This window comes from Crossiella sp. SN42 (genome assembly GCF_023897065.1).
GTDB lineage: Bacteria > Actinomycetota > Actinomycetes > Mycobacteriales > Pseudonocardiaceae > Crossiella.
In genome coordinates this window covers 59,311-78,269 of the sequence record NZ_JAMHIV010000013.1, presented here as the reverse complement: position 1 = coordinate 78,269, position 18,959 = coordinate 59,311, and the positions used below count along the sequence as shown (strand labels likewise).

16 protein-coding genes are annotated in these 18,959 nt (G+C 71.5%); 7 read left to right on the top strand and 9 right to left on the bottom strand.

All coding sequences use genetic code 11. The features are described 5' to 3' along the window. Positions 1-172 precede the first annotated feature (172 nt). Positions 173-2,704 carry a PQQ-dependent sugar dehydrogenase gene (locus M8C13_RS17030; protein WP_252481586.1) on the bottom strand — a complete coding sequence of 844 codons (2,532 nt, stop codon included), beginning with the start codon at positions 2,702-2,704 and terminating at the stop codon, positions 173-175. 291 nt (positions 2,705-2,995) lie between these two features. Between M8C13_RS17030 and M8C13_RS17025 the strand changes: the two genes are divergently transcribed. Next, complete coding sequence (locus M8C13_RS17025) at positions 2,996-3,592, top strand: TetR/AcrR family transcriptional regulator (RefSeq protein ID WP_252481585.1); 597 nt, start codon at positions 2,996-2,998, stop codon at positions 3,590-3,592. A gap of 5 nt (positions 3,593-3,597) precedes the next feature. Here M8C13_RS17025 and M8C13_RS17020 read toward each other — a convergent pair whose 3' ends face one another. Continuing rightward, a complete protein-coding gene (locus M8C13_RS17020; RefSeq protein ID WP_252481584.1) occupies positions 3,598-4,305 on the bottom strand; it encodes a GntR family transcriptional regulator in 708 nt (235 codons plus the stop codon). A gap of 80 nt (positions 4,306-4,385) precedes the next feature. Here M8C13_RS17020 and M8C13_RS17015 point away from each other — a divergent pair, with 80 nt between their 5' ends. Next, on the top strand, positions 4,386-5,174 hold the full coding sequence (locus tag M8C13_RS17015; RefSeq protein WP_252481583.1) for a sulfite exporter TauE/SafE family protein: 789 nt from the start codon (positions 4,386-4,388) through the stop codon (positions 5,172-5,174). A 40-nt stretch (positions 5,175-5,214) separates the two neighbouring features. On the opposite strand, the gene M8C13_RS17010 is transcribed toward M8C13_RS17015, so the two are convergent. From M8C13_RS17010 to M8C13_RS17000, 3 genes are all read right to left on the bottom strand, one after another. Then, a complete protein-coding gene (locus M8C13_RS17010) occupies positions 5,215-6,015 on the bottom strand; it encodes a serine protease (RefSeq protein ID WP_252481582.1) in 801 nt (266 codons plus the stop codon). Positions 6,016-6,035: 20 nt separating this feature from the next. Beyond that, positions 6,036-7,484, bottom strand: a complete 1,449-nt coding sequence (locus tag M8C13_RS17005; protein ID WP_252481581.1) for an alpha/beta fold hydrolase — start codon at positions 7,482-7,484, stop codon at positions 6,036-6,038. A gap of 68 nt (positions 7,485-7,552) precedes the next feature. Next, on the bottom strand, positions 7,553-8,065 hold the full coding sequence (locus M8C13_RS17000) for a DUF1707 domain-containing protein (protein ID WP_252481580.1): 513 nt from the start codon (positions 8,063-8,065) through the stop codon (positions 7,553-7,555). A 167-nt stretch (positions 8,066-8,232) separates the two neighbouring features. On the opposite strand from M8C13_RS17000, the gene M8C13_RS16995 reads away from it, so the two are divergent. Then, entirely contained in the window at positions 8,233-8,790 is a 558-nt protein-coding gene (locus M8C13_RS16995) for a TetR/AcrR family transcriptional regulator (protein WP_252481579.1), read from the top strand. Continuing rightward, positions 8,787-10,064 carry a cytochrome P450 gene (locus tag M8C13_RS16990; RefSeq protein ID WP_252481578.1) on the top strand — a complete coding sequence of 426 codons (1,278 nt, stop codon included), beginning with the start codon at positions 8,787-8,789 and terminating at the stop codon, positions 10,062-10,064. Before M8C13_RS16995 ends, M8C13_RS16990 begins: the two co-directional genes overlap by 4 nt. Positions 10,065-10,086: 22 nt before the next feature. Here M8C13_RS16990 and M8C13_RS16985 read toward each other — a convergent pair whose 3' ends face one another. From M8C13_RS16985 to M8C13_RS16970, 4 genes are all read right to left on the bottom strand, one after another. Next, entirely contained in the window at positions 10,087-11,556 is a 1,470-nt protein-coding gene (locus M8C13_RS16985) for a peptide MFS transporter (RefSeq protein WP_252481577.1), read from the bottom strand. A gap of 190 nt (positions 11,557-11,746) precedes the next feature. Beyond that, positions 11,747-12,568, bottom strand: coding sequence for a sugar phosphate isomerase/epimerase (locus M8C13_RS16980; RefSeq protein ID WP_252481576.1), 822 nt, complete (start codon positions 12,566-12,568; stop codon positions 11,747-11,749). After that, entirely contained in the window at positions 12,568-13,725 is a 1,158-nt protein-coding gene (locus M8C13_RS16975; protein ID WP_252481575.1) for a dihydrodipicolinate synthase family protein, read from the bottom strand. Before M8C13_RS16975 ends, M8C13_RS16980 begins: the two co-directional genes overlap by 1 nt. Continuing rightward, positions 13,722-14,879 (bottom strand): Gfo/Idh/MocA family protein, encoded by a 1,158-nt coding sequence (locus M8C13_RS16970; RefSeq protein ID WP_252481574.1) that lies wholly within the window; start codon positions 14,877-14,879, stop codon positions 13,722-13,724. The genes M8C13_RS16975 and M8C13_RS16970 overlap by 4 nt, the downstream gene beginning before the upstream one ends. A 124-nt stretch (positions 14,880-15,003) precedes the next feature. On the opposite strand from M8C13_RS16970, the gene M8C13_RS16965 reads away from it, so the two are divergent. The 3 genes from M8C13_RS16965 to M8C13_RS16955 all read left to right on the top strand — a co-directional run bounded on the left by M8C13_RS16965 (position 15,004) and on the right by M8C13_RS16955 (position 18,658). Beyond that, complete coding sequence (locus tag M8C13_RS16965) at positions 15,004-16,032, top strand: LacI family DNA-binding transcriptional regulator (protein WP_252481573.1); 1,029 nt, start codon at positions 15,004-15,006, stop codon at positions 16,030-16,032. 227 nt (positions 16,033-16,259) lie between these two features. Beyond that, entirely contained in the window at positions 16,260-17,618 is a 1,359-nt protein-coding gene (locus M8C13_RS16960) for a hemolysin family protein (protein WP_252481572.1), read from the top strand. Continuing rightward, positions 17,615-18,658: a hemolysin family protein gene (locus M8C13_RS16955; protein ID WP_252481571.1), complete on the top strand. Its 1,044-nt coding sequence runs from the start codon at positions 17,615-17,617 to the stop codon at positions 18,656-18,658. The genes M8C13_RS16960 and M8C13_RS16955 overlap by 4 nt, the downstream gene beginning before the upstream one ends. Positions 18,659-18,959: the final 301 nt, after the last annotated feature.

Below are 18,959 nucleotides of genomic sequence, written 5' to 3'. Positions count from 1 at the left end.
GCGTTGCTTTGTTCTCGGTTCCCGCCTTGCGGCTTCACTTTTCTCGGGCGGTCCGCGCTGACGGCGATCTCTTCGAGGCCCGGCGAATCTTTCCGGCGACGAAAGGGGGGACTGCCGCTGCCGGGGCGGGGTTAATTTCCTCGCCCCGGCAGCGGTGCCGGTTGATTGTGGGTCAGCCTGCCTTGGCGTTGGAGCGGCCGCGCAGGACGGTGTTGGCGGTGCTGCTGGCCTTGATCGCGGACTCGATCTGGGCCATGGAGGAGCTGGCGGTCAGGCCGGGGATGGTGGTGGTGTTCTGGGCGTACAGGGTGAAGGTGTAGGGGTTGGTGTTGCCGCCGGGGCAGGGGCCGAAGAACTTCTGGGTGTTGGCGCCGCTGCCCATGGCCTTCTGCTTGGCTCCGCCTTGGCCGGGGACGGTGAAGCCCGCTGGGAGGTTGTCCGGCAGGCCCAGGGTGGCGGCTGGGATGTCCCAGATCGCCCAGTGGAGTTTGTTGCCGTTGTTGACGCGGTCGGCGAAGACGATCGCGTAGGCCTTGGCGCCGGTGGCGCCCGCGCCCCAGGACAGGGGCGGGCTGGGGTCCTGGCCCGCGACCTTGTCGCCGGCGCAGGTGTGGCGGGTGGGGATCATCGCGTTGTCGGTGAAGGCGGTGCTGGTCAGCTTGAAGTCGCCGGGCTGGGGGTCGCCGCCGGAGTACTGGATGTCGATGCGCAGGATGCGGTCGTTGCCCGGGGTGCCGTCCTTGTCGGTGCTGGTGGTCAGCCAGATGTCGCCCTGCTTGTCCACCTCGACCGTGCGCAGGCGGCCGTAGCTGCCCTGGAAGTAGACCTTCTGCTCGACCAGGTTGGCGTTGGCGTCGATGCGCATCCGGTAGATCCGCTCGCCCTTGGTGGTGGCGACGAAGACGTGGTCGTTGATGATGGTCAGGCCGCTGGGGCTGGCGGCGCTGGTGGACCAGGTCTTCTTCGGTGGGATGGTGCCCGCGCAGCCGGTGCCAGAGGTGCCTTCGCACTTGTCCCAGCCGTAGTTGCCGCCCTTGGTGATCAGGTTGACCTCGTCCTGCTGGGAGTTGCCGAACTCCGAGGCCCACAGCCTGCCCTGGGAGTCGAAGTCCAGGCCCTGCACATTGCGGTGGCCGTAGCTCCAGATCGCCTTGCCGGGGAAGGGGTTGTCCGCGGGGATGGTGCCGTCGGGGTTCAGACGCAGGATCTTGCCCGCGTTGTTGTTCAGGTTCTGCGCGTTCGGGCCGTTCTGCGCGTCACCGGTGGAGACGAACAGGTACTTGCCGTCGGGGCTGAAGCGCAGTCTGCCGCCGTTGTGGAAGCGGCTCTTCGGGGTGCCGCCGAGCAGGGTCTGCCAGCCGGAGAGGGTGTTGCCGGTCAGCTTGGCCCGCACGAGCTGGTTGCCGGAGCTGGCCGTGTGGTAGATGTACACAAATCCGTCGGCGGCGAAGTTCGGGGAGATCTCCAGACCCAGCGCGCCGCCCTCGCCGCCGGTGCTCTGCGCGCCGGGGATCTTGCCCAGCACCGTCTTCTGGCCGGACGGGGTGACGCGCAGGACGTTGAAGGTCTCCCGCTCGGTGACCAGCGCGGAGCCGTCCGGCAGGAAGCCCACGCCCCAGGCCACGTCCACGCCGCCGGCGATCTGGCTCACCGCGCCCGGCTCGGGCACGCCGGTGCCGCCGCTGGCGCCCGTGGTCACCGTGATCGGGGTGGAGAGGTCCGAGCGGTTGCCCGCGGCGTCCCTGGCGCGGACCTGGAAGGTGTAGGCCTTGTTCGGCTGCAAGCCGGCCGCGGTGTGCGTGGTGGTGTTGCCGTCGGCGGTGCCGGTCTGCGCGCCGTCGGTGAGGATCTCGTAGCCGGTGACCTTCACGTTGTCGGTGGAGGCGGTCCAGGCCAGGTCGACGCTGGTGGCGGTCTTGCCTGTCGAGCGCAGCGCGCCGGGCACGGTGGGCTTCTCGTTGTCCGGCGGGGCCGCGTCGGTGCGCACCGGCACCGCGTTGGAGGCCGGGGAGACGTTGCCCGCGGCGTCCTTGGCGAAGACCGTCCAGTCGTAGAGGGTGTCCGGCTCCAGGTTCTCCACCGTGGCCGCCAGCACCGCGCCGACGCTCTTCATCAGCTGGCCGTGCTGGTAGATGTCGTAGCCGGTGACGCCGACGTTGTCACTGGCCGCGTCCCAGGCCAGCGAGACCGAGGTGGCCGACTTGCCGGTGGCGCGCAGGTTCGGCGGCGCGCCCGGCGCCTGGGTGTCGCTGCTGTCCACGGTCAGCTTGTCCAGGTTCGGGCCGCCGTCGGCGGTCACCGCGGTGGCCCTGATCTTGTTCGCGCCCGCCTTCAGCGGGGCGGTGATGTTCTTGGTGGCCCAGGTGGTCCAGGCGCCGGTGCCGGCGAAGGCCAGGTCGTTGGCCACGGTCGCGCCGTCCACGGTGACGTCCAGGGCCCGGTTGGCCGCGGTGCCGTTGGCGTAGCGCAGGGTGAGTGCGTGCGTGCCCGCGGCGGCCGCGTTGACCGTCCACTCGACGTAGCCGCCGACCGCGTTGGTGTAGTTGACAAAACCACGTCCGGTGAACCCGGCGTGGTTGGACTCCACCACGCCCTGGGAGATGGTCGCGTCCTCGGCCTGGTAGTCGGTGGGCGCCGCGCTGGCGGCGGGAGCGGCGGAGACGGCGAAGGCGGCCAGCGCCACCGCGATGGAGGCCGCGGTCACACGTCGTGACCGGGCTGGACTCGTTGCCACGGTTACCTCACAGCTTGCGGAAAAGCGGTCGTCTGCAGGGGCGGCGGCGGAGGTGCGCGAGCTGGCGGACTCACCTGGTACGACAAGACCAACTGGGACAGTAAATAAAGTTTCCAATCCCGCGGGCCGAATAACACCACCGCCAGGCGGGGCTGTCAACGGCCGGTTGGCGGAAATGAAAGCGTTTGCTGCCTACGGGCGACTGTGAAGTACGTACGTACGGTTTGCACCGGCCTGGTGCGGACTGTCACGATCAGTCCCGTGCCACGGGTAAGCCAGGACCACCTCGACGCGCGCCGCCGCCAGATCCTCGACGGCGCGCGGACCTGCTTCGCCCGCTATGGCTACGAGGGTGCCACGGTCCGCCGCCTGGAGGAAGCCACCGCGTTGTCGCGCGGGGCCATCTTCCACCACTTCCGGGACAAGGAGTCGCTGTTCCTGGCCCTGGCCGAGGACGACGCGCTCCGGATGGCCCAGGTGGTCGCCGAGCAGGGCCTGGTGCAGGTGATGCGCGAGCTGCTCAAGCACGAGTCGCACGAGGGCGGCGAGCATCCCGCGGACTGGCTGGGCACCCGGCTGGAGGTCTCCCGGCGGCTGCGCACCGACCCGGACTTCCGCAGCCGCTGGGCCGAGCGCTCCGAGGCGCTGACCGCCGCCACCCGGGCCCGCCTGCAACGGCAGCGCGAGGCCGGGAACCTGCGCGACGACGTGGACGTGCACGTGCTGACCGCGTTCCTGGAGCTGGTGCTGGAGGGCCTGGTCTCGCACCTGGCGATGGGGCTGCCCGCCGACGACCTGGACCCGGTGCTGGACCTGGTCGAGGAGACCGTCCGCAGGCACCGCCGCTCGACGCCATAGCCGGGTCAGGGACCGGCGCCCGCGTCGGCGAGCAGCTCGCCGAGGGCGGCCCTGGTGCGGCGGACGTGCTGGCGGGCCAGTTCGGCGGCCAGACCCGCGTCGCGGTTGCGGATCGCGGTGACCAGGGCCTGGTGCTCGGCGATGCTGTCCGCGCCACGGGCCGGGGCCACCGCGGCGAAGTAGAACCGGACCCGTTTGGCCAGGCCCTCGCGGATGCCGGCCAGCACCTCGTTGTGCGCGCAGGCCGCGATCGCGGCGTGGAAGTGCTCGTTGATGCCGGGCAGGCGTTCCGGCTCCTCGCAGTCCAGCGCCTCCCGGCCCAGCGCGACCAGCTCGGTCAGCCTGGTCAGCTGCGGCTCGGTGCGGCGCAGCGCGGCCTTGGCCGAGATCTCGCCCTCCAGCACGGTCCTGGCCTCGAACAGGTCCACCACCTCCTGGGCGGACCAGGTGCGCACGCAGGCGCCCTCGCGCGGGCGCTGCTCGATCCAGCCCGCCACGTCCAGCGCGCGCAGCGTCTCCCGGACCGGGACCCGGCTGACCCCGAAGTGCCGGGCCAGCTCGTCGGGGTCCAGGCGCTGGCCCGGGGCCAGGGTGCCGTCCAGGATCGCCTCCTCCAGCAGGCGGTAGAGCTGGTTGCCCAAGGGGGTCGGCGCGCTGAGTCCGGGCAGCTCGGTTACCTTGGCCGTCGGCGATTTTTTGCGCGGCCTGGGCACGAGCGCCTCCTAGTTGCCATATCAACAATCCGCCACAAATACTGTAGCCAGTTCCGCCAGCCGCCAAACCGAGGAAGCGCATGCCCGACCAGCTAAACCAGGTCCAGCAGTCCCCACTCCGGCAGGCCCCGGTCACCCTGCTCGCCATCGGGCTGACCAGCGGTCTGCTCTCCGGCCTGTTCGGGGTCGGCGGCGGGGTGCTCATCGTGCCCGCACTGGTGCTGCTGGCTGGTTTTGGCCAGAAGCTCGCGCACGGCACCTCACTGGCCGCGGTGGTGCCCATCTCGGTCACCGGCGCCCTCGGCTACGCCATGGAGGGCTCGGTCAACTGGGTGGTGGCCGCCCTGCTCGCGGCCGGGTCGATGGCGGGGGCGCTGATCGGCACCTGGCTGCTGCACGTGCTGCCGGTGCGCTGGCTGCGCTACGGCTTCGCCGCGCTGCTGCTGCTCACCGCGGTGCGACTGGGTTTGGAGACCCCGCACCGGCTGGCCGAGGCGGAGCTGGACGTCGGCGGCGCGGTGCTGATGCTGGCGCTGGGGCTGCTGGTGGGCACGCTGTCCGGCCTGTTCGGCGTTGGCGGCGGGATCATCATGGTGCCCGCCATGATCCTGCTCTTCGGCATCAGCGACGTGGTGGCCAAGGGCACCTCGCTGCTGGTGGTCATCCCGACCGGGATCATCGCCACCGTGCAGAACCTCAAGCGCGGCAACGCCGATCTGCGCTCGGCCGCGCTGCTCGGGCTGGCCGGGGTGGTCTCGGCCTACGGCGGGGTGCGGCTGGCGCTGCTGCTGCCGCCCAGGGTCTCGGTGCTGCTGTTCGCCGCGCTGCTGGCCTTCACGGCCTACCGGATGGTGCGGACCAAGGACTGAAGGCCAGACCGACCGGCCTGGCCTCCAGCGGGATTGCGGCTCAGGGCTTGGGCAGCAGGCAGCCCTTGCGGTGGAGGTCGAACCGGTTGCCTGGCCCAAAACAGTCCACCAGCCAGTGCGTCTGGGTGGCGTAGCCGATGCCCTTGCGCACGGTGATCCGGCCGTCGCGGTCCATCTCGCACGGGTTGTTCGCCGTGCACTGCTCGCCTTCGCGGTTGCTGGTGTTGTTGATGGCCACGATCTCACCGCTGGCCGCGTCCACCACGGGCGAGCCGGAGGTGCCGGGCCCGGTCTTGCAGTCCGGGGTGTAGCGCACCACGTCCTTGGTGACGTAGCCGGTCTCCAGCACCCGGTAGGCGAACTGGTCGATCTTGCAGGAGAAGATCTGCTTCCAGCTGCCGGAAACCACCCGGATGTCGGCGCCGCGGGCGGGTCGCTTGGCCGAGACGGTCAGCGGGCGGACGCCCTGCCTGGCCAGGTCGGCGTAGCTGTCGTGCAGCCGGTACAGCGCGATGTCGGTGCCGGTCATGGTGGCGTAGAGGGCCCGCGCGGCGTGCACCCCGGCGACCACCTTGCCGGAGCCGTCCAGCAGGTCGAACAGCCGGTGCGAGGGCTGGTCCACCAGCACCTCGTCCGGGATCGGGCGGCCTCGTTCCAGGCAGTGGCCGTTGGTCAGCACCAGGGCCTTGTCGTGGTCGCGGGAGCTGGGCATTCGCACCACGGAGCCGGAGCAGCCGTTGACGTTGACCGCGCCGGTGAAGTCCACGGTCGCGGCCTGGGCGCTGGGGGCGGCCAGGAGCAGGCCCGCGAGGGCGGCGCCGAGGGCGGGGAGAGTACGCATGGGAGAACTCCGTTGCTGGGTCAGCTCGTGCCGGGGCAGCTGCCCTCGGTGGTGCGGCCGGTGCGGAAGAAGTCGACGGCCTTGGCCGCGCAGGGGATCTTGGACAGCGAGCCGTGCGAGTCGTCCAGCACGGTGAGCAGCGCGCCGCCGACGGCGTTCCTGGTGGCCACGGTCCACGGGTAGGGCGTGCTGCCCTCGTCGAGGTGGCCCACGTGCTGCAGCGGGCTCTTGCCGCGCACCGGTCGCAGCGCCTGGCCGGGCCACGGCCACTGCGCGCACCACACGGTGAGGTTGCCGCCACCGGTGGCCGGGTAGCGCCGCTGCCGGTCCTCGTTGTTCGCCCAGATCGCGTCGAAGTCCCTGGCGCCGGTGCCCTGGTTGCACATCATCGCGTTGTACTGCAAGGCGTTCATGCCATTGTGCGGGTCGCCGAGGCCGAAGGCCCGCTTCGCCGGCTGGTCCGGCGCCGGCGCGGGCGCGCCACCCTCCAGCGCCTTGGCCAGCTCGCTCGCGGCATGGCCGTAGCCGGCGGGACTGGCACTGAAGTGGCTGCTCGCCCACTCCGCGTCCAGCCGGATCCCGCCGACCAGGCGGGGGTTTCGGCCGAGCTCGGCACGCAGGTCGAACAGGGTCTTGCGGACCGCGGCCGCGGTGCTGCCGAAGTGGTACTCGGGGTCGTGCTTGGCCAGCCAGGTGAGGAAGGCCGGGAACGCCGCCTCGGACTGCTGGTCGATGCTCTCGTCCATCCAGGTGTGGTCCTGGACCGGTGGCATGCCGGAGTCCAGCAGCATCTTGTCCACCCGGTCGTCGAACAGCGCGCGGAAGCGGGTGCCGATCAGGGTGCCGTAGGAGATGCCGTAGAAGCCGATCTTCTGCTCACCGAGCGCGGCGCGGAAGGCGTCCACGTCGCGGGCGGCGTTGTCCGGGGTGAGCTGCCGGACGAACTCGGGATCCGTTGCCGCGCAACGCTTGTTGTGCCCGGCCTCGTAGTCGAAGCTGCTCCTGGCGCGCTCCTTGGCGGTGGCGGTGGGCGGCAGCTGCCCGGGATCGGGGGCCGGGCAGGAGATGTGCTCGCTGTAGCCGGTGCCCCGGGGATCCATGCCGAGGAAGTCGTACTCGGTGTTGAGCCCGCTGATCCGCCGCTCGGTCATGTCGTGCGGACCGGTGAGGTTGCCGATGCCGGGGCCGCCGGTGCTGAAGAAGATCGCGCCCTTGCGCTGGGCCGGACCGGTGGCCTTGACCCGGCTCACCGCGACCGTGGTCTTGCGGCCCTGTGGTTTCGCGTAGTCCAGCGGGACCGTCAGCTCCGCGCACTCGGTCCTGCTGTCGTCCTTGTAGGGCCAGTCCTTCGCCACCTGGGCGCAGGGCCGCCAGTTGATCTCCGGTGCCGCCTGGGCCGCGGGCGCGGGGAGCACGGCGACCGCGGCGGCCACCATTCCCAGGCGCAGGACCCTCGTTGTCGTGATCATGCCAGCACGCTAGGAAAGCGGAGTCCGCGTTCCGTGCGGGCCGTGTCACGGGTTCGTCACAGGCGGGTTCAGCCGCGCAGCACGGCGAGCTTGCTCAGCGTGCTGCGGCCGGTGATCCGCACCCGAGGCCCCGGCGTGGCCGTGGCGCCCGGCAGCGCGCGCTTGCCCAGCACCGCGCTGCCCTCGTCCAGCACGGTGGCGTCGCCGGGCACGGTGATGATCACCTTGCCGCAGAAGGCGTTGGCCACCACCTCGACCTCGATGTCGCCGGAGAGCCCGGACAGGTCCAGGATCACCGCGCCGAAGACCGCCTTGACCTCGACCCGGCCGGGCTCCATCGCGCGCTGGATCTTGCTGCCCACCGCGACCACCCGCTGGGCAGGCGGCGCGGGCTTGCCGAGGTCGGCCAGCACCGGGGCCAGCTCGGCCGCGGTGCGGGCGGCGTAGGCCTTGGCCAGCCGGTCGTTGTGTTCCGGCCAGGTCAGCCTGCCGTCGGCGACCGCGGTGTTCAGCCGCGCGACCGCGGCCTCCCGCTCCTGGTCGCTGATCCGCACCACCGGACGCGTGTCCTCGCCAGCCATGCCGCCCCCCACTTCTCTCAGTGCGCGAGATTCTTTCGTGACGGTGAGTTCACGTCAAGCAGCCGGGACACCACCGAACGGCGGCATCCGCATCCGCCATCCGGCCCCTTGCCCAGGACAGGGCGTGACGAGACAGTGGAACAAAGTTGTTCCAGATGGGACAGGGGATGTCCACCACACCACGCGGTAACCGCACCCGGAGCCGGGTGCTCGACGCCGCCGCCCGCCTGCTGGCCAAGGACTCCGGCGCCAGCCTCGGCGAGATCGCGGCGGCCGCGGGCATCGGCCGCACCACCGTGCACCGGCACTTCCCGACCAGGGAGGTGCTGTTGCAGGCGCTGGCCTTCGACGCGCTGGCCACCATCGCCGAGGGCCTGGCCGAGGTCGACATGACCGCCGAACCGCCGGAGTGCGCCCTCTCCCAGCTGGCCGCCGCGCTGCTGCCGATGGGGCCGAGGGTGTCCTGGCTGGCCAACGAGAGCGCGCTGGCCAGGGACCGCGAGGTGATGGCCGGGTTCGAGCGGCTGGCCGAGCCGCTGCGCGCGCTGGTGATCCGGCAGCAGGCGAGCGGGCACTTCACGCCGAAGCTGTCGCCGAACTGGGTGGTGCAGGTGTTCGTGGCGGTGGTCTGCGCGGCCTGGGAGGCCGTGGACAACGGCGAGCTCGCGCCCAAGCAGGCGCCGGAACTGGTGGTGGAGACCGTGTTGAGAGGGGTCGCCCGATGACCGTGCTGACACACCTGCGGGAACAGCTGACCTTCCTGACCCACCGCGCCCTGCTGTGGGGCGGCTCGGCGCTGGGCGACCCCGGCGCGCGGCTGGTCCGCCGCGGCACCGGCGACCCCTATCCGCTCTACGAGCAGATCCGCGCGGCAGGCCCGTTGGTGCGCAGCCGGTTCGGCTTCTGGGTGACCACCGAGCACGCGCTGGCCGCGCGGGTGTTCCGGGACGACCGCTTCGGCATGCGCCACCCGGACGCGCCCCCGGTCGTGCGCGCCGAGGACGAGCTGGTGCACCCCATCGAGGACTCGTTCCTGATGCTGGACCCGCCGGCGCACACCCGGCTGCGCAGGCTGGCCGCACCCTGGTTCACCTCGCGCGCGGTGGTCAAGCACACCGAGCGGATCGAGCAGACCGTGCGGGCCAGCCTGGCGGAGTTCGGCGGCGAGGTCGACCTGATCCCGGCCTTCGCCAACCGGGTGCCGGTGCAGGTGATCTGCGACCTGCTCGGCGTGCCCGCGCCGGAGCACGAGCGCTTCCGCGGCTGGGCGAACCGGATCGCGCCCGCCTTCGACGGGGTGCACTCCGTCGGCGAGCACCAGCGGCTGCGCCAGGTGATGGCCGAGCTGCAGGAGTTCTTCACCGAGCTGATCGCCTTCCGCCGCCGCCATCCGGCCGAGGACATCCTCAGCGGACTGGTGCACGCCAAGGTGGACGGGGAGCCGCTGAGCGACCGGGAGCTGCTGGCCACCAGCGGACTGCTGCTGCTGGCCGGATTCGGCACCACGGTGAACCTGATCGGCAAGGGCGCGCTGGCACTGCTGACCCACCCGGAGGCGCTGGACCGGCTGCGCCACGATCCCGGCCTGGCCGGGGCGGTGGTGGAGGAGACGCTGCGCTACGACCCGCCGGTGCACCTGACCGAGCGCTACGCCAGGACCGAGCTGGAGCTGGGCGGGCGGCGGATCCGGCGCGGCGAGCAGATCGTGCTCTCCCTGGCCGGGGCCAACCGGGATCCCGCGGTGTTCGCGGACCCGGCGAGGTTCGACCCGGCCCGGCCCAACGCCAGGGAGCACCTGGCCTTCTCCGGCGGCATCCACTTCTGCGTCGGCGCGGCGCTGGCCCGACTGGAAGGCACGATCGCGCTGCGCGAGCTGTTCCAGCGGCACCCCGGCCTGGAGCTGGCCGGGCCGCCGCAACGCGGCGACGGCCGGACGCTGCCGATGCTGACCAGCCTGCCGACGCGCTGCCCGCGCCGGGCGGCCAGTTCGGCGGCCTGACCCGGCGCGGGCAGCGGGTGCGTCAGTTGACGCCGTGCATCAGCCGCTTCACCCGGTTGGCGCCGATCCACAGGCAGACCGCGAGCAGGATCGCCGCACCGCCGAGCAGACCGAAGTAGGCCAGCTCGGACATGGTGGTGGACAGCGGCGCGATCTGGCCCGCGATGCCGTTGCCTGCCGCGGTGGCCAGGAACCACAGGCCCATCATCTGCGAGGCGAAGGCGGCCGGGGCCAGCTTCGTGGTGGCGGACAGGCCCACCGGGGACAGGCACAGCTCGCCGACCGTCTGCACCGCGAAGACCAGCAGCAGCCACAGCGCGCCGACCTTCTCACCGCTGAGCCCGGCCACCGCGAGGATGCCGAAGGACGCGCCGACCAGCACCAGCGCCACGGCGAACTTGCGCGGGGTGGTCGGCTGGCGGGTGCCCATGCGCAGCCACAGCGCGGCCACCAGCGGGGCCAGCAGCACGATGAAGGCCGGGTTGACCGACTGGAACCACGGCGCCGGGAACTCCCAGCCGAAGATGTTGCGGTCCACCCGCTCCTCGGCGTAGATGTTGAGCACCGTGCCAGCCTGCTCGAAGATCATCCAGAACAGGGTGGCGCCGATGAACAGCGGGATGTAGGCCTTGACCCGGTCCCGCTCCACGTCGGTGGTCTTGCCGCTGCGCAGCATGAACACGAAGTAGCCAGCGGGCAGCAGGATGGACAGCAGGCTGATCAGGTCGACCACGCCGCCCACGGCCAGCCAGCCAAGGGAGATCGCGGCCACGATCACCAGCACCACCGCGATCACGATGCCGACCAGCCGGCCGACGATCTTGGCGCGGTGGTCCTCCGGCAGCGGGTTGGTCGGGCGCAGACCGGCCTCGCCGAGGTTCTTGCGGGTGAGCACGTACTGCAGCAGACCGAAGAACATGCCGACCGCGGCCGCGCCGAAGCCCACGTGGTAACCCCACTGGGCGGCCAGGAAGCCGCACAGCAGCGGCGCGATGCCGCCACCGATGTTGATCGACATGTAGAAGATGGTGAACCCGGCGTCGCGGCGCGGGTCGTCCTCGGCGTAGAGGCGGCCGACGATGCTGGAGATGTTCGGCTTGAGCAGGCTGGTGCCGAGCACGATGAGCACCAGACCGAGGTAGGTCGTGGACGCCCCGGCCGGAATGGCCATGCTGATGTGCCCGAACATGATCAGGATGCCGCCGTAGAGCAGCGCCTTCTGCGCGCCGAGCAACCGGTCGGCGATCCAGCCACCGGGCAGGGACCCCATGTACACCGCGGCGGCGTACACCGAGCCGACCGCGATCGCGGTCTCCTTGGGAATGCCCAGGCCGCCCTCACTCACGGCCTTGTAGAGGTAGATGACCAGCAGCGCCTTCATCCCGTAGTAGGAGAACCGCTCCCACATCTCGGTGAAGAAGAGGCTGGACAGCCCTCGTGGTTGGCCGAAGAAGCCGCGTTGCGGCGCCGCTTCGTTGACGGTCGCGCTCACGGTGAGGTCCCTCCTGATGTCACACCGCCCGGGTCAACCGGACCTGTCAAGGGCGAAAGAGTACGCGCGTCCGATTTCGCCCGACAACGGCCCGTGTTTCACCGAATTGAGGCACACCAAAGGCCCTGGTGACACAGGTCTCATTCACCGGTAAATGGTTTGTTCAGCACCGGTGCCAGATTTGCGCGGTTCAGCCCGACGTCAATCCGGGCAGCACCAGTTCCCGGTGCGCCGCGACCACCCTGGCGAACACCTCGTCCGGATCCGCCGCCCAGACCTCCTCGTGAAAGACCTCCACCTCGGCCACCCCGGCATAACCGGCCCCGGCCACGCACCGCCCCAGATGTCCGAAGTCGATATGCCCCTGCCCCGGAATCCCGCGTCCGGCCAGCACATCCGCCGGCAATGGCGTGATCCAGTCGCATACCTGGTACAGCGCGATCCGCTCCCCCGCCCGCGCGATCTGCGCCTCGACCTCCGGGTCCCACCACACGTGCACGGTGTCCACCACCACCCGCACCGCCGGACTGCCGATCGCCTCCACCATGTCCAGCGCCTGTTTCAACGTGGACAGCACGCCCCGGTCCGCGCAGAACACCGGGTGCATGGGCTCCAGGGCCAGCACGACCTCCCGTTCCGCGGCGTAGGGGGCCAGTTCGGCCACCGCGTCGGCGACCCGGGTCCGGGCGGCCGGCAGATCGCGGTCGAACAGGCCGCCGACGACCAGCACCAGGGACTGCGCGCCGAGCTCGGCGGCCTCGTCGATGGCGCGGCGGTTGTCGGCCAGGGCCTCGGGCTGGTTCGCCGGGTTGGTGAGGAAACCGCCCCGGCACAGGGAGGAGACCTCAAGGCCGGACTCCCTGACCTCGCGGGCGGTCCGGGTCACCCCGTGGGTCTGCACCGGATCGCGCCACAGGCCCACCGCCGGGACCTCGTGGCGCAGGCAGGCCGCCAGCAGCTCCGGGATGGACAGGCTGCGCACGGTCATCTGGTTCATCGACAGGCGGTGCATCACAGGCCTCCGGCCGTGGCGAGCAGGGCGGTCCAGCGGCGCGCGGCCAGCTCGGGGTCGGGCAGCAGACCGGTGCGGTCGGCCAGGCGCAGCACCTCGGCCAGGTGCGGCAGGGAGCGGGCCGACTGCGCGCCGCCGACCATGGCGAAGGCGGACTGGTGGCCGGTCAGCCAGGCCAGGAAGGTCAGACCGGTCTTGTAGTGATAGGTGGGGGTGGCGAACAGGTGGCTGGACAGCGGGACCGTGGTGGCCAGCTGCGCGCGGAACCCCGCGGTGTCCCCGGAGTCCAAAAGGGACAGTGAGGCGGCCGCGATCGGCGCGATGCCGTCCAGGATGCCGAGCAGGGCGTCGCTGTGGCCCTGCTCGTCGCCGGCGATCAGCTCCGGGTAGTGGTAGTCGTCGCCGGTGTAGCAGCGCACGCCCTCGGGCAGCCTGCGGCGCAGGCCGATCTCGTGCCCGGCGTCCAGCAGCGAGACCTTGATCCCGTCCACCCTGGACCGGTGCGCGTGGATCAGGTCCAGGAAGTGCCCGGTGGCCTCCGGGACCTCCGTCGATCCCCAGTAGCCGGTCAGCGCGGGATCGAAGGCGGGGCCGAGCCAGTGCAGGATCACCGGCTGATCGGCCTGGCCCAGTACCCGGTCGTAGACCCGGTGGTAGTCCTCGGCCGAGCCCGCCGCGGCGGCCAGTGCCCTGCTGCACATCAGGATCGGCTGGACCTCGGCCTCGGCGGCCACCTCGAGCTGTTCGAGGTAGGCATCGGCGACCTGGTCCAGGGTGGCCGGTCCGGTCAGCTGGTCGGTGCCCACCCCGGCGGCGATCCGGCCGCCGCAGGCGCGGGCCTCCTTGGCGCTGCGGCGGATCAGCTCGGCCGCGGTCGGCCAGTCCAGGCCCATGCCGCGCTGGGCGGTGTCCATCGCCTCGGCCACGCCGAGCCCGTGCCGCCACAGGTGGTGCCGGTAGGCCAGGGTGCTGTCCCAGTCCAGGGCGGCCGGGGAGCCGGGGGTGTTGTCGGCGAAGGGGTCGGCGACCACGTGCGCGGCGGCCAGCACCTGCCGCGAGGTGGCCGCCCTGGCCGGCCGCGACCAGCGCCAGCCGCCGGTGTCGAGTGCGTGGCGGCTCAGGGTGCCGTCGGGCTGGGGCAGCAGGACCTCGGTCACGTCAGCTCCGGAACGCTCAGTCGGCGGCCCTCCGCCGAGGACTTCAGGCCCAGCTCGGCCAGCTGCACCCCGCGGGCGGCGGTGTGGAAGTTGTGCGGGTAGGCCGCGGCGGGCTCGGGATCGGCCAGGTGCCGCAGGAACTCCGTCCACTGCGCCTTGAACCCGTTGTCGAAGACGGTGTTGTCCGGCACCGGCTGCCACTGCGACCGGAAGTCCGAGTCCACCGGCAGGTCCGGGTTCCACACCGGTTTCGGCGTGTGCGCCCGGTGCTGGGCCACGCACTCGCGCAGCCCGGCGACCGCGCTGCCCTGCACACCGTCCACCTGGAACTCCACCAGCTCGTCCCGCCGCACCCTGGTGCACCAGGAGGAGTTGACCTGCGCGACCACCCCGTCACCCAGCTCGAAGATGGCGTAGGCGGCGTCGTCGGCGGTGGCCTCGTACGGCCGGCCCTGCTCGTCCCACCGTTGCGGGACATGGGTGACCGCCCGCGCGGTGACCGCGGTGATCGGCCCGAACAGGCCTTCGAGCAGATAGCTCCAGTGCGCGAACATGTCCAGCACGATGCCGCCGCCGTCCTGCGCGCGGTAGTTCCAGCTGGGCCGCTGCGCGGGCTGCCAGTCGCCCTCGAACACCCAGTAACCGAACTCGCCGCGCACGCTGAGCACCCGGCCGAAGAAGCCACCGTCGATCAGCCGCCGCAGCTTCTGGATGCCGGGCAGGTACAGCTTGTCCGCGACCACCCCGTGCCGGATGCCCGCGGCCTCGGCGGCCCGCGCCAGCGCCAGCGCGGTCGGCACGTCCGGCGCGATCGGCTTCTCCGCGTAGACGTGCTTGCCCGCGGCGACCGCCCGGTGCACCGCCTCGGCCCGCGCGCTGGTCACCTGCGCGTCGAAGTAGACCTCGACCGCGGGGTCGGCGAGCACACCGTCCACATCGGTGCTCCAGTTCGGCAGGTCGTGCCGGTCGGCGATGTCCTTGAGCTTGGCCGGGTCCCGGCCGAGCAGGACGAGCTCCGGCAACAAGGTGTCCCCATTGGGCAACCGGACGCCGCCTTCGGCGCGGATGGCCAGCAGGGATCGGACCAGGTGTTGCCGATATCCCATCCGCCCGGTAACCCCGTTGAGTGCGATCCCGATGGGGCGCACCGACATGTCGACCTCCCGTGAACTTCGGCGGCAGTCTGGAAAGCGCTTTCCAACACGCTACGGTCACCGGATCGCCACCGTCAAGGCGCGCGACCGCTACTCTGCGTACCGCGAGTATGGAGGTAGACCAGTGACGCAACGGCAGGTCACGCTGGCCGAGGTGGCCAGACAGGCGAGCGTGTCCTTGGCGACCGCGTCCCGGGTGCTCAACGGCAGCACCCGGCAGGTGAGCACCGAGCTGCGCGACCGGGTGCTGACCACGGCGCGCGTCCTCGGCTATCTGCCCAACGCCTCCGCGCAGGCGCTGGCCCGCAACTCCAGCGTGCTGGTCGGCCTGGTGGTGCACGACATCGCCGACCCGTACTTCTCCTCCATCGCCGCCGGGGTGACCAGGGTGGCCGAGGAGAACGGGCTGATCGTGGTGCTCGGCACCACCAACCGCGACCCCGGCCGCGAGCTGGCGCTGCTGTCCACCCTGCGCGCGCACCGGGCCAGGGCGATCGTGCTGGCGGGCACCAGGACCACCGACCGCAACACCACCGCGCAGCTGGCCGCCGAGGTGCAGGCCTTCACCGCCCAGGGCGGCAGGCTGGCCTGCGTGTCCCAGGCCAGGCTGCCCGCGGACACGGTGATCCCGGCCAACAAGCTGGGTGCGACCAAGCTGGCCCGCGCGCTCATCGAGCAGGGCCACCGCCGCTTCGCCGTGCTGGCCGGGCCGCCGGAGCTGGTCAGCGCCAGGGACCGGCTGGCGGGCTTCCGGGCCGGGCTGGCCGAGTCCGGTATCGAGCTGGGCGCCGAGGACGTGCTGCACGGCGGGTTCACCCGCGACGGCGGCTACGCGGCCGCCGAGCGGCTGCTGGCCGGCAAGACCAGGGCGACCTGCGTGTTCGCCGTCAACGACGTGATGGCGCTGGGCGCGATGGCCGCCTTCCGCGCGGCCGGGCTGACCATCCCGGCGGACATCTCGGTGGCCGGGTTCGACGACATCCCCACCCTGTCCGACCTGGTGCCTTCGCTGACCACGGTCCGGCTGCCGCTGGAGGAGATGGGCGAGCGCGCGGCCAGGCTGGCGCTGGATGAGGACCCGCCGCCGCAGGCCCGGTCGGTGCGGGTCAACGGCGAGGTCGTGCTGCGCGACTCCACGGCGCCGCCGCGCTGATGTTCCCGCGAAGAGGGGACATGGGTCACAGCTTTGCCGCCGGACCGCGTTTGTCCAGCGCTTACACTGGGTACGATCCGCGCACGCGGGTCCGATCCTGTGATCCATCCTGTTTGAGGAGTGAAGCACCCCGTGCCAGACGCGCGGTCCCCCGGAAACAGTAGCGAGCCGGGGGAAAGCCCCGGCTGTCATAGCAACCCGGACACCCGTCTCCTCGGAGGCCCGAGGTGACCGGAACGCTTTCCATCGTGCTCAGCCTGGTCGGCCTGGTGGTGCTGACCCTGGGCACCGGCCTGTTCGTGGCCGCCGAGTTCTCCCTGTCCGCGCTGGAGCGCAGCACTGTCGACGCGCACGCGCGTGATGTCGGCGACCGCAGGTCCAAGCAGGTCCAGCACGCGCACCGGACGCTGTCCTTCCAGCTCTCCGGCGCCCAGCTGGGCATCAGCATCACCACCCTGGTCACCGGTTACCTGGCCGAACCGGCGCTGGCGAGGCTGTTCGGCCCGTTGCTGAGCTGGCTGGGGCTGCCCCAGTCGGCCTCGCTGGTGATCGCCCTGGCGCTGGCCGTGCTGATGGCCAACGTGCTGTCCATGGTCTTCGGCGAGCTGGTGCCCAAGAACCTGGCCATCGCCAGGCCGCTGTCCACCGCCCGCGCCACCGCGGGCTTGCAGGCCGGGTTCTCCGGCGCCTTCGGCTGGGTGATCACCGGGCTGAACGGGGCGGCGAACTGGATCGTGCGCATGTTCGGCGTCGAGCCGGTGGAGGAGCTGCGCTCGGCGCGGTCCCCGCACGAGCTGGGCTCGCTGGTGCGCACCAGCGCGGTGCGCGGCACCCTGGACAAGAGCACCGCCACCTTGCTGGACCGCTCGCTGCGCTTCGGCGACCGGCTGGCCGATGAGCTGATGACGCCACGGGTGCACGTGCAGGCGCTGCGCTCGGACGCCAGCGTGCTGGACCTGATCGAGCTGAGCCAGCGCACCGGGTTCTCCCGGTTCCCGGTGCACAGCGGCGACCTGGACGACGTGATCGGCGTGGTGCACGTGAAGCAGGCCTTCGGCGTCCCGGTGGCGCAACGCGACACCACCAGGGTCGCCTCGCTGGCCCGCCCGGTGCCGACGGTGCCGGACACCCTGGAGGGGGACGCGCTGCTGGACCGGCTGCGCGCCTCGGGTCTCCAGGTGGCGCTGGTGGTCGACGAGTACGGCGGCACGGCGGGCCTGGTCACCCTGGAGGACCTGGTGGAGGAGATCGTCGGGGACGTGCGGGACGAGCACGACCGCGGCGAGGTCAACCCGGTCCGCCCGCTGGGCAAGCAGAGCTGGATGGTCTCGGGTCTGCTGCGCGGCGACGAGGTGGCCGAGGCCACCGGTTTTGACCTGCCCGACGGCGACTACGAGACCATCGCCGGCTACGTGCTCTACCGGCTGGGCCGCATCCCGCAGGTGGGCGACGAGGTCCGGCACGACGGCTGGCGGCTGACCGTGATGCGAATGGACCGCAACCGGATCGCCGAGCTGCGGGTCACCCGCGTGCCCGAGCAGGCCCCGGTCGGTTCTGTGGTCGCGCCTGAGGAGGTGCGGGCATGAGCGGCGGAGTGGCCCTGCTGGTCTCGGTGCTGTTGCTGGCGCTCAACGCCTTCTTCGTGGGCGCGGAGTTCGCCCTGATCAGCGCCCGCCGGGACCGCCTGGAACTGCTCGCCGACGCCGGTTCGGCCGGGGCGCGCACGGTGATCGCGGCCAGCGAGCGGATCTCGCTGATGCTGGCCGGGGCGCAGCTGGGCATCACGCTGTGCTCGATCGCGCTGGGCGCCATCGCCAAGCCCGCGGTGGCCGCGCAGCTCAGTCCGCTGCTGGTGCCGCTGGGCGTGCCGGAGGCGGTGGCCGACGTGCTGGCCTTCGTGGCCGCGGTGCTGATCGTGGTGATGCTGCACATCGTGCTCGGCGAGATGGTGCCGAAGAACATCGCCATCGCCGGCCCGGAACGCACCTCGCTGCGCATGGTGCCCGCGCTGGTGTTCTTCGTCCGGGTGGTCCGCCCGGTGATCACCACGCTGAACTGGCTGGCCAACGGCGTGCTCCGGCTGCTCAAGGTGGAGCCGAAGGACGAGCTGGACAGCGCCTACACCCCCACCGAGCTGTCCGAGCTGATCGCCGAGTCCCGCCGCGAGGGCCTGCTCGACGACTCCGAACACCGCAGGCTCACCCAGACCCTGTCCTCAGCCCAGCGCACGGTCGCTGACGTCCTGGTCCCCCTGGACAAGCTGACCACGGTCCCGGAACAGCCCACGGTCGGCGACGTGCAACAAGCGGTGATCAGCACCGGCTACTCCAGGTTCCCGGTCCGCACCAGCACCGGCTCGGTCCGCGGCTACCTGCACGTCAAGGACGTCCTGGACCTGGCAGGCGCGGACCCAGCGACCCCGGTCCCCCGCAACCGCATCCGCGGCCTGCCGGAACTGCCAGCCGACGCCCGCCTGGACGAGGCGGTCGCCGCCCTGCGCCGAGCCCAAAGCCACCTGGCCGGCGCGGTCGCCGCCGACGGCACCATGCTCGGCGTGGTCGCTCTGGAGGACCTGGTCGAGGAGTACGTGGGCACAGTCCGAGACGCAACCCACGTCCCCAGCTAGCCACACACGGAACAAGAACGGCCAACCCTCCGGCGAACACCTCGCCCGGAGCGTTGGCCGTTCTGGCACCCGGGGGAGGGGGAATTCGGCCGTCGCGGCACGGAGGATTGGCCGTTGCGGACGGGGGTTGACCATGCCGGACAGGGCGTTGACCAAAGCGGGGCGGGGGGTTGGCCATGCCGGACGGGGGGTTGGCCAAAGCGGGGCGGGACGTGAGCCCAACTGGGACGGGCGTAGGCCGAAGCGGGGCGGCGTGTCGGCCCAAGCGGCGCACCAGGCCAGCGACAACGGCCCGCGGATC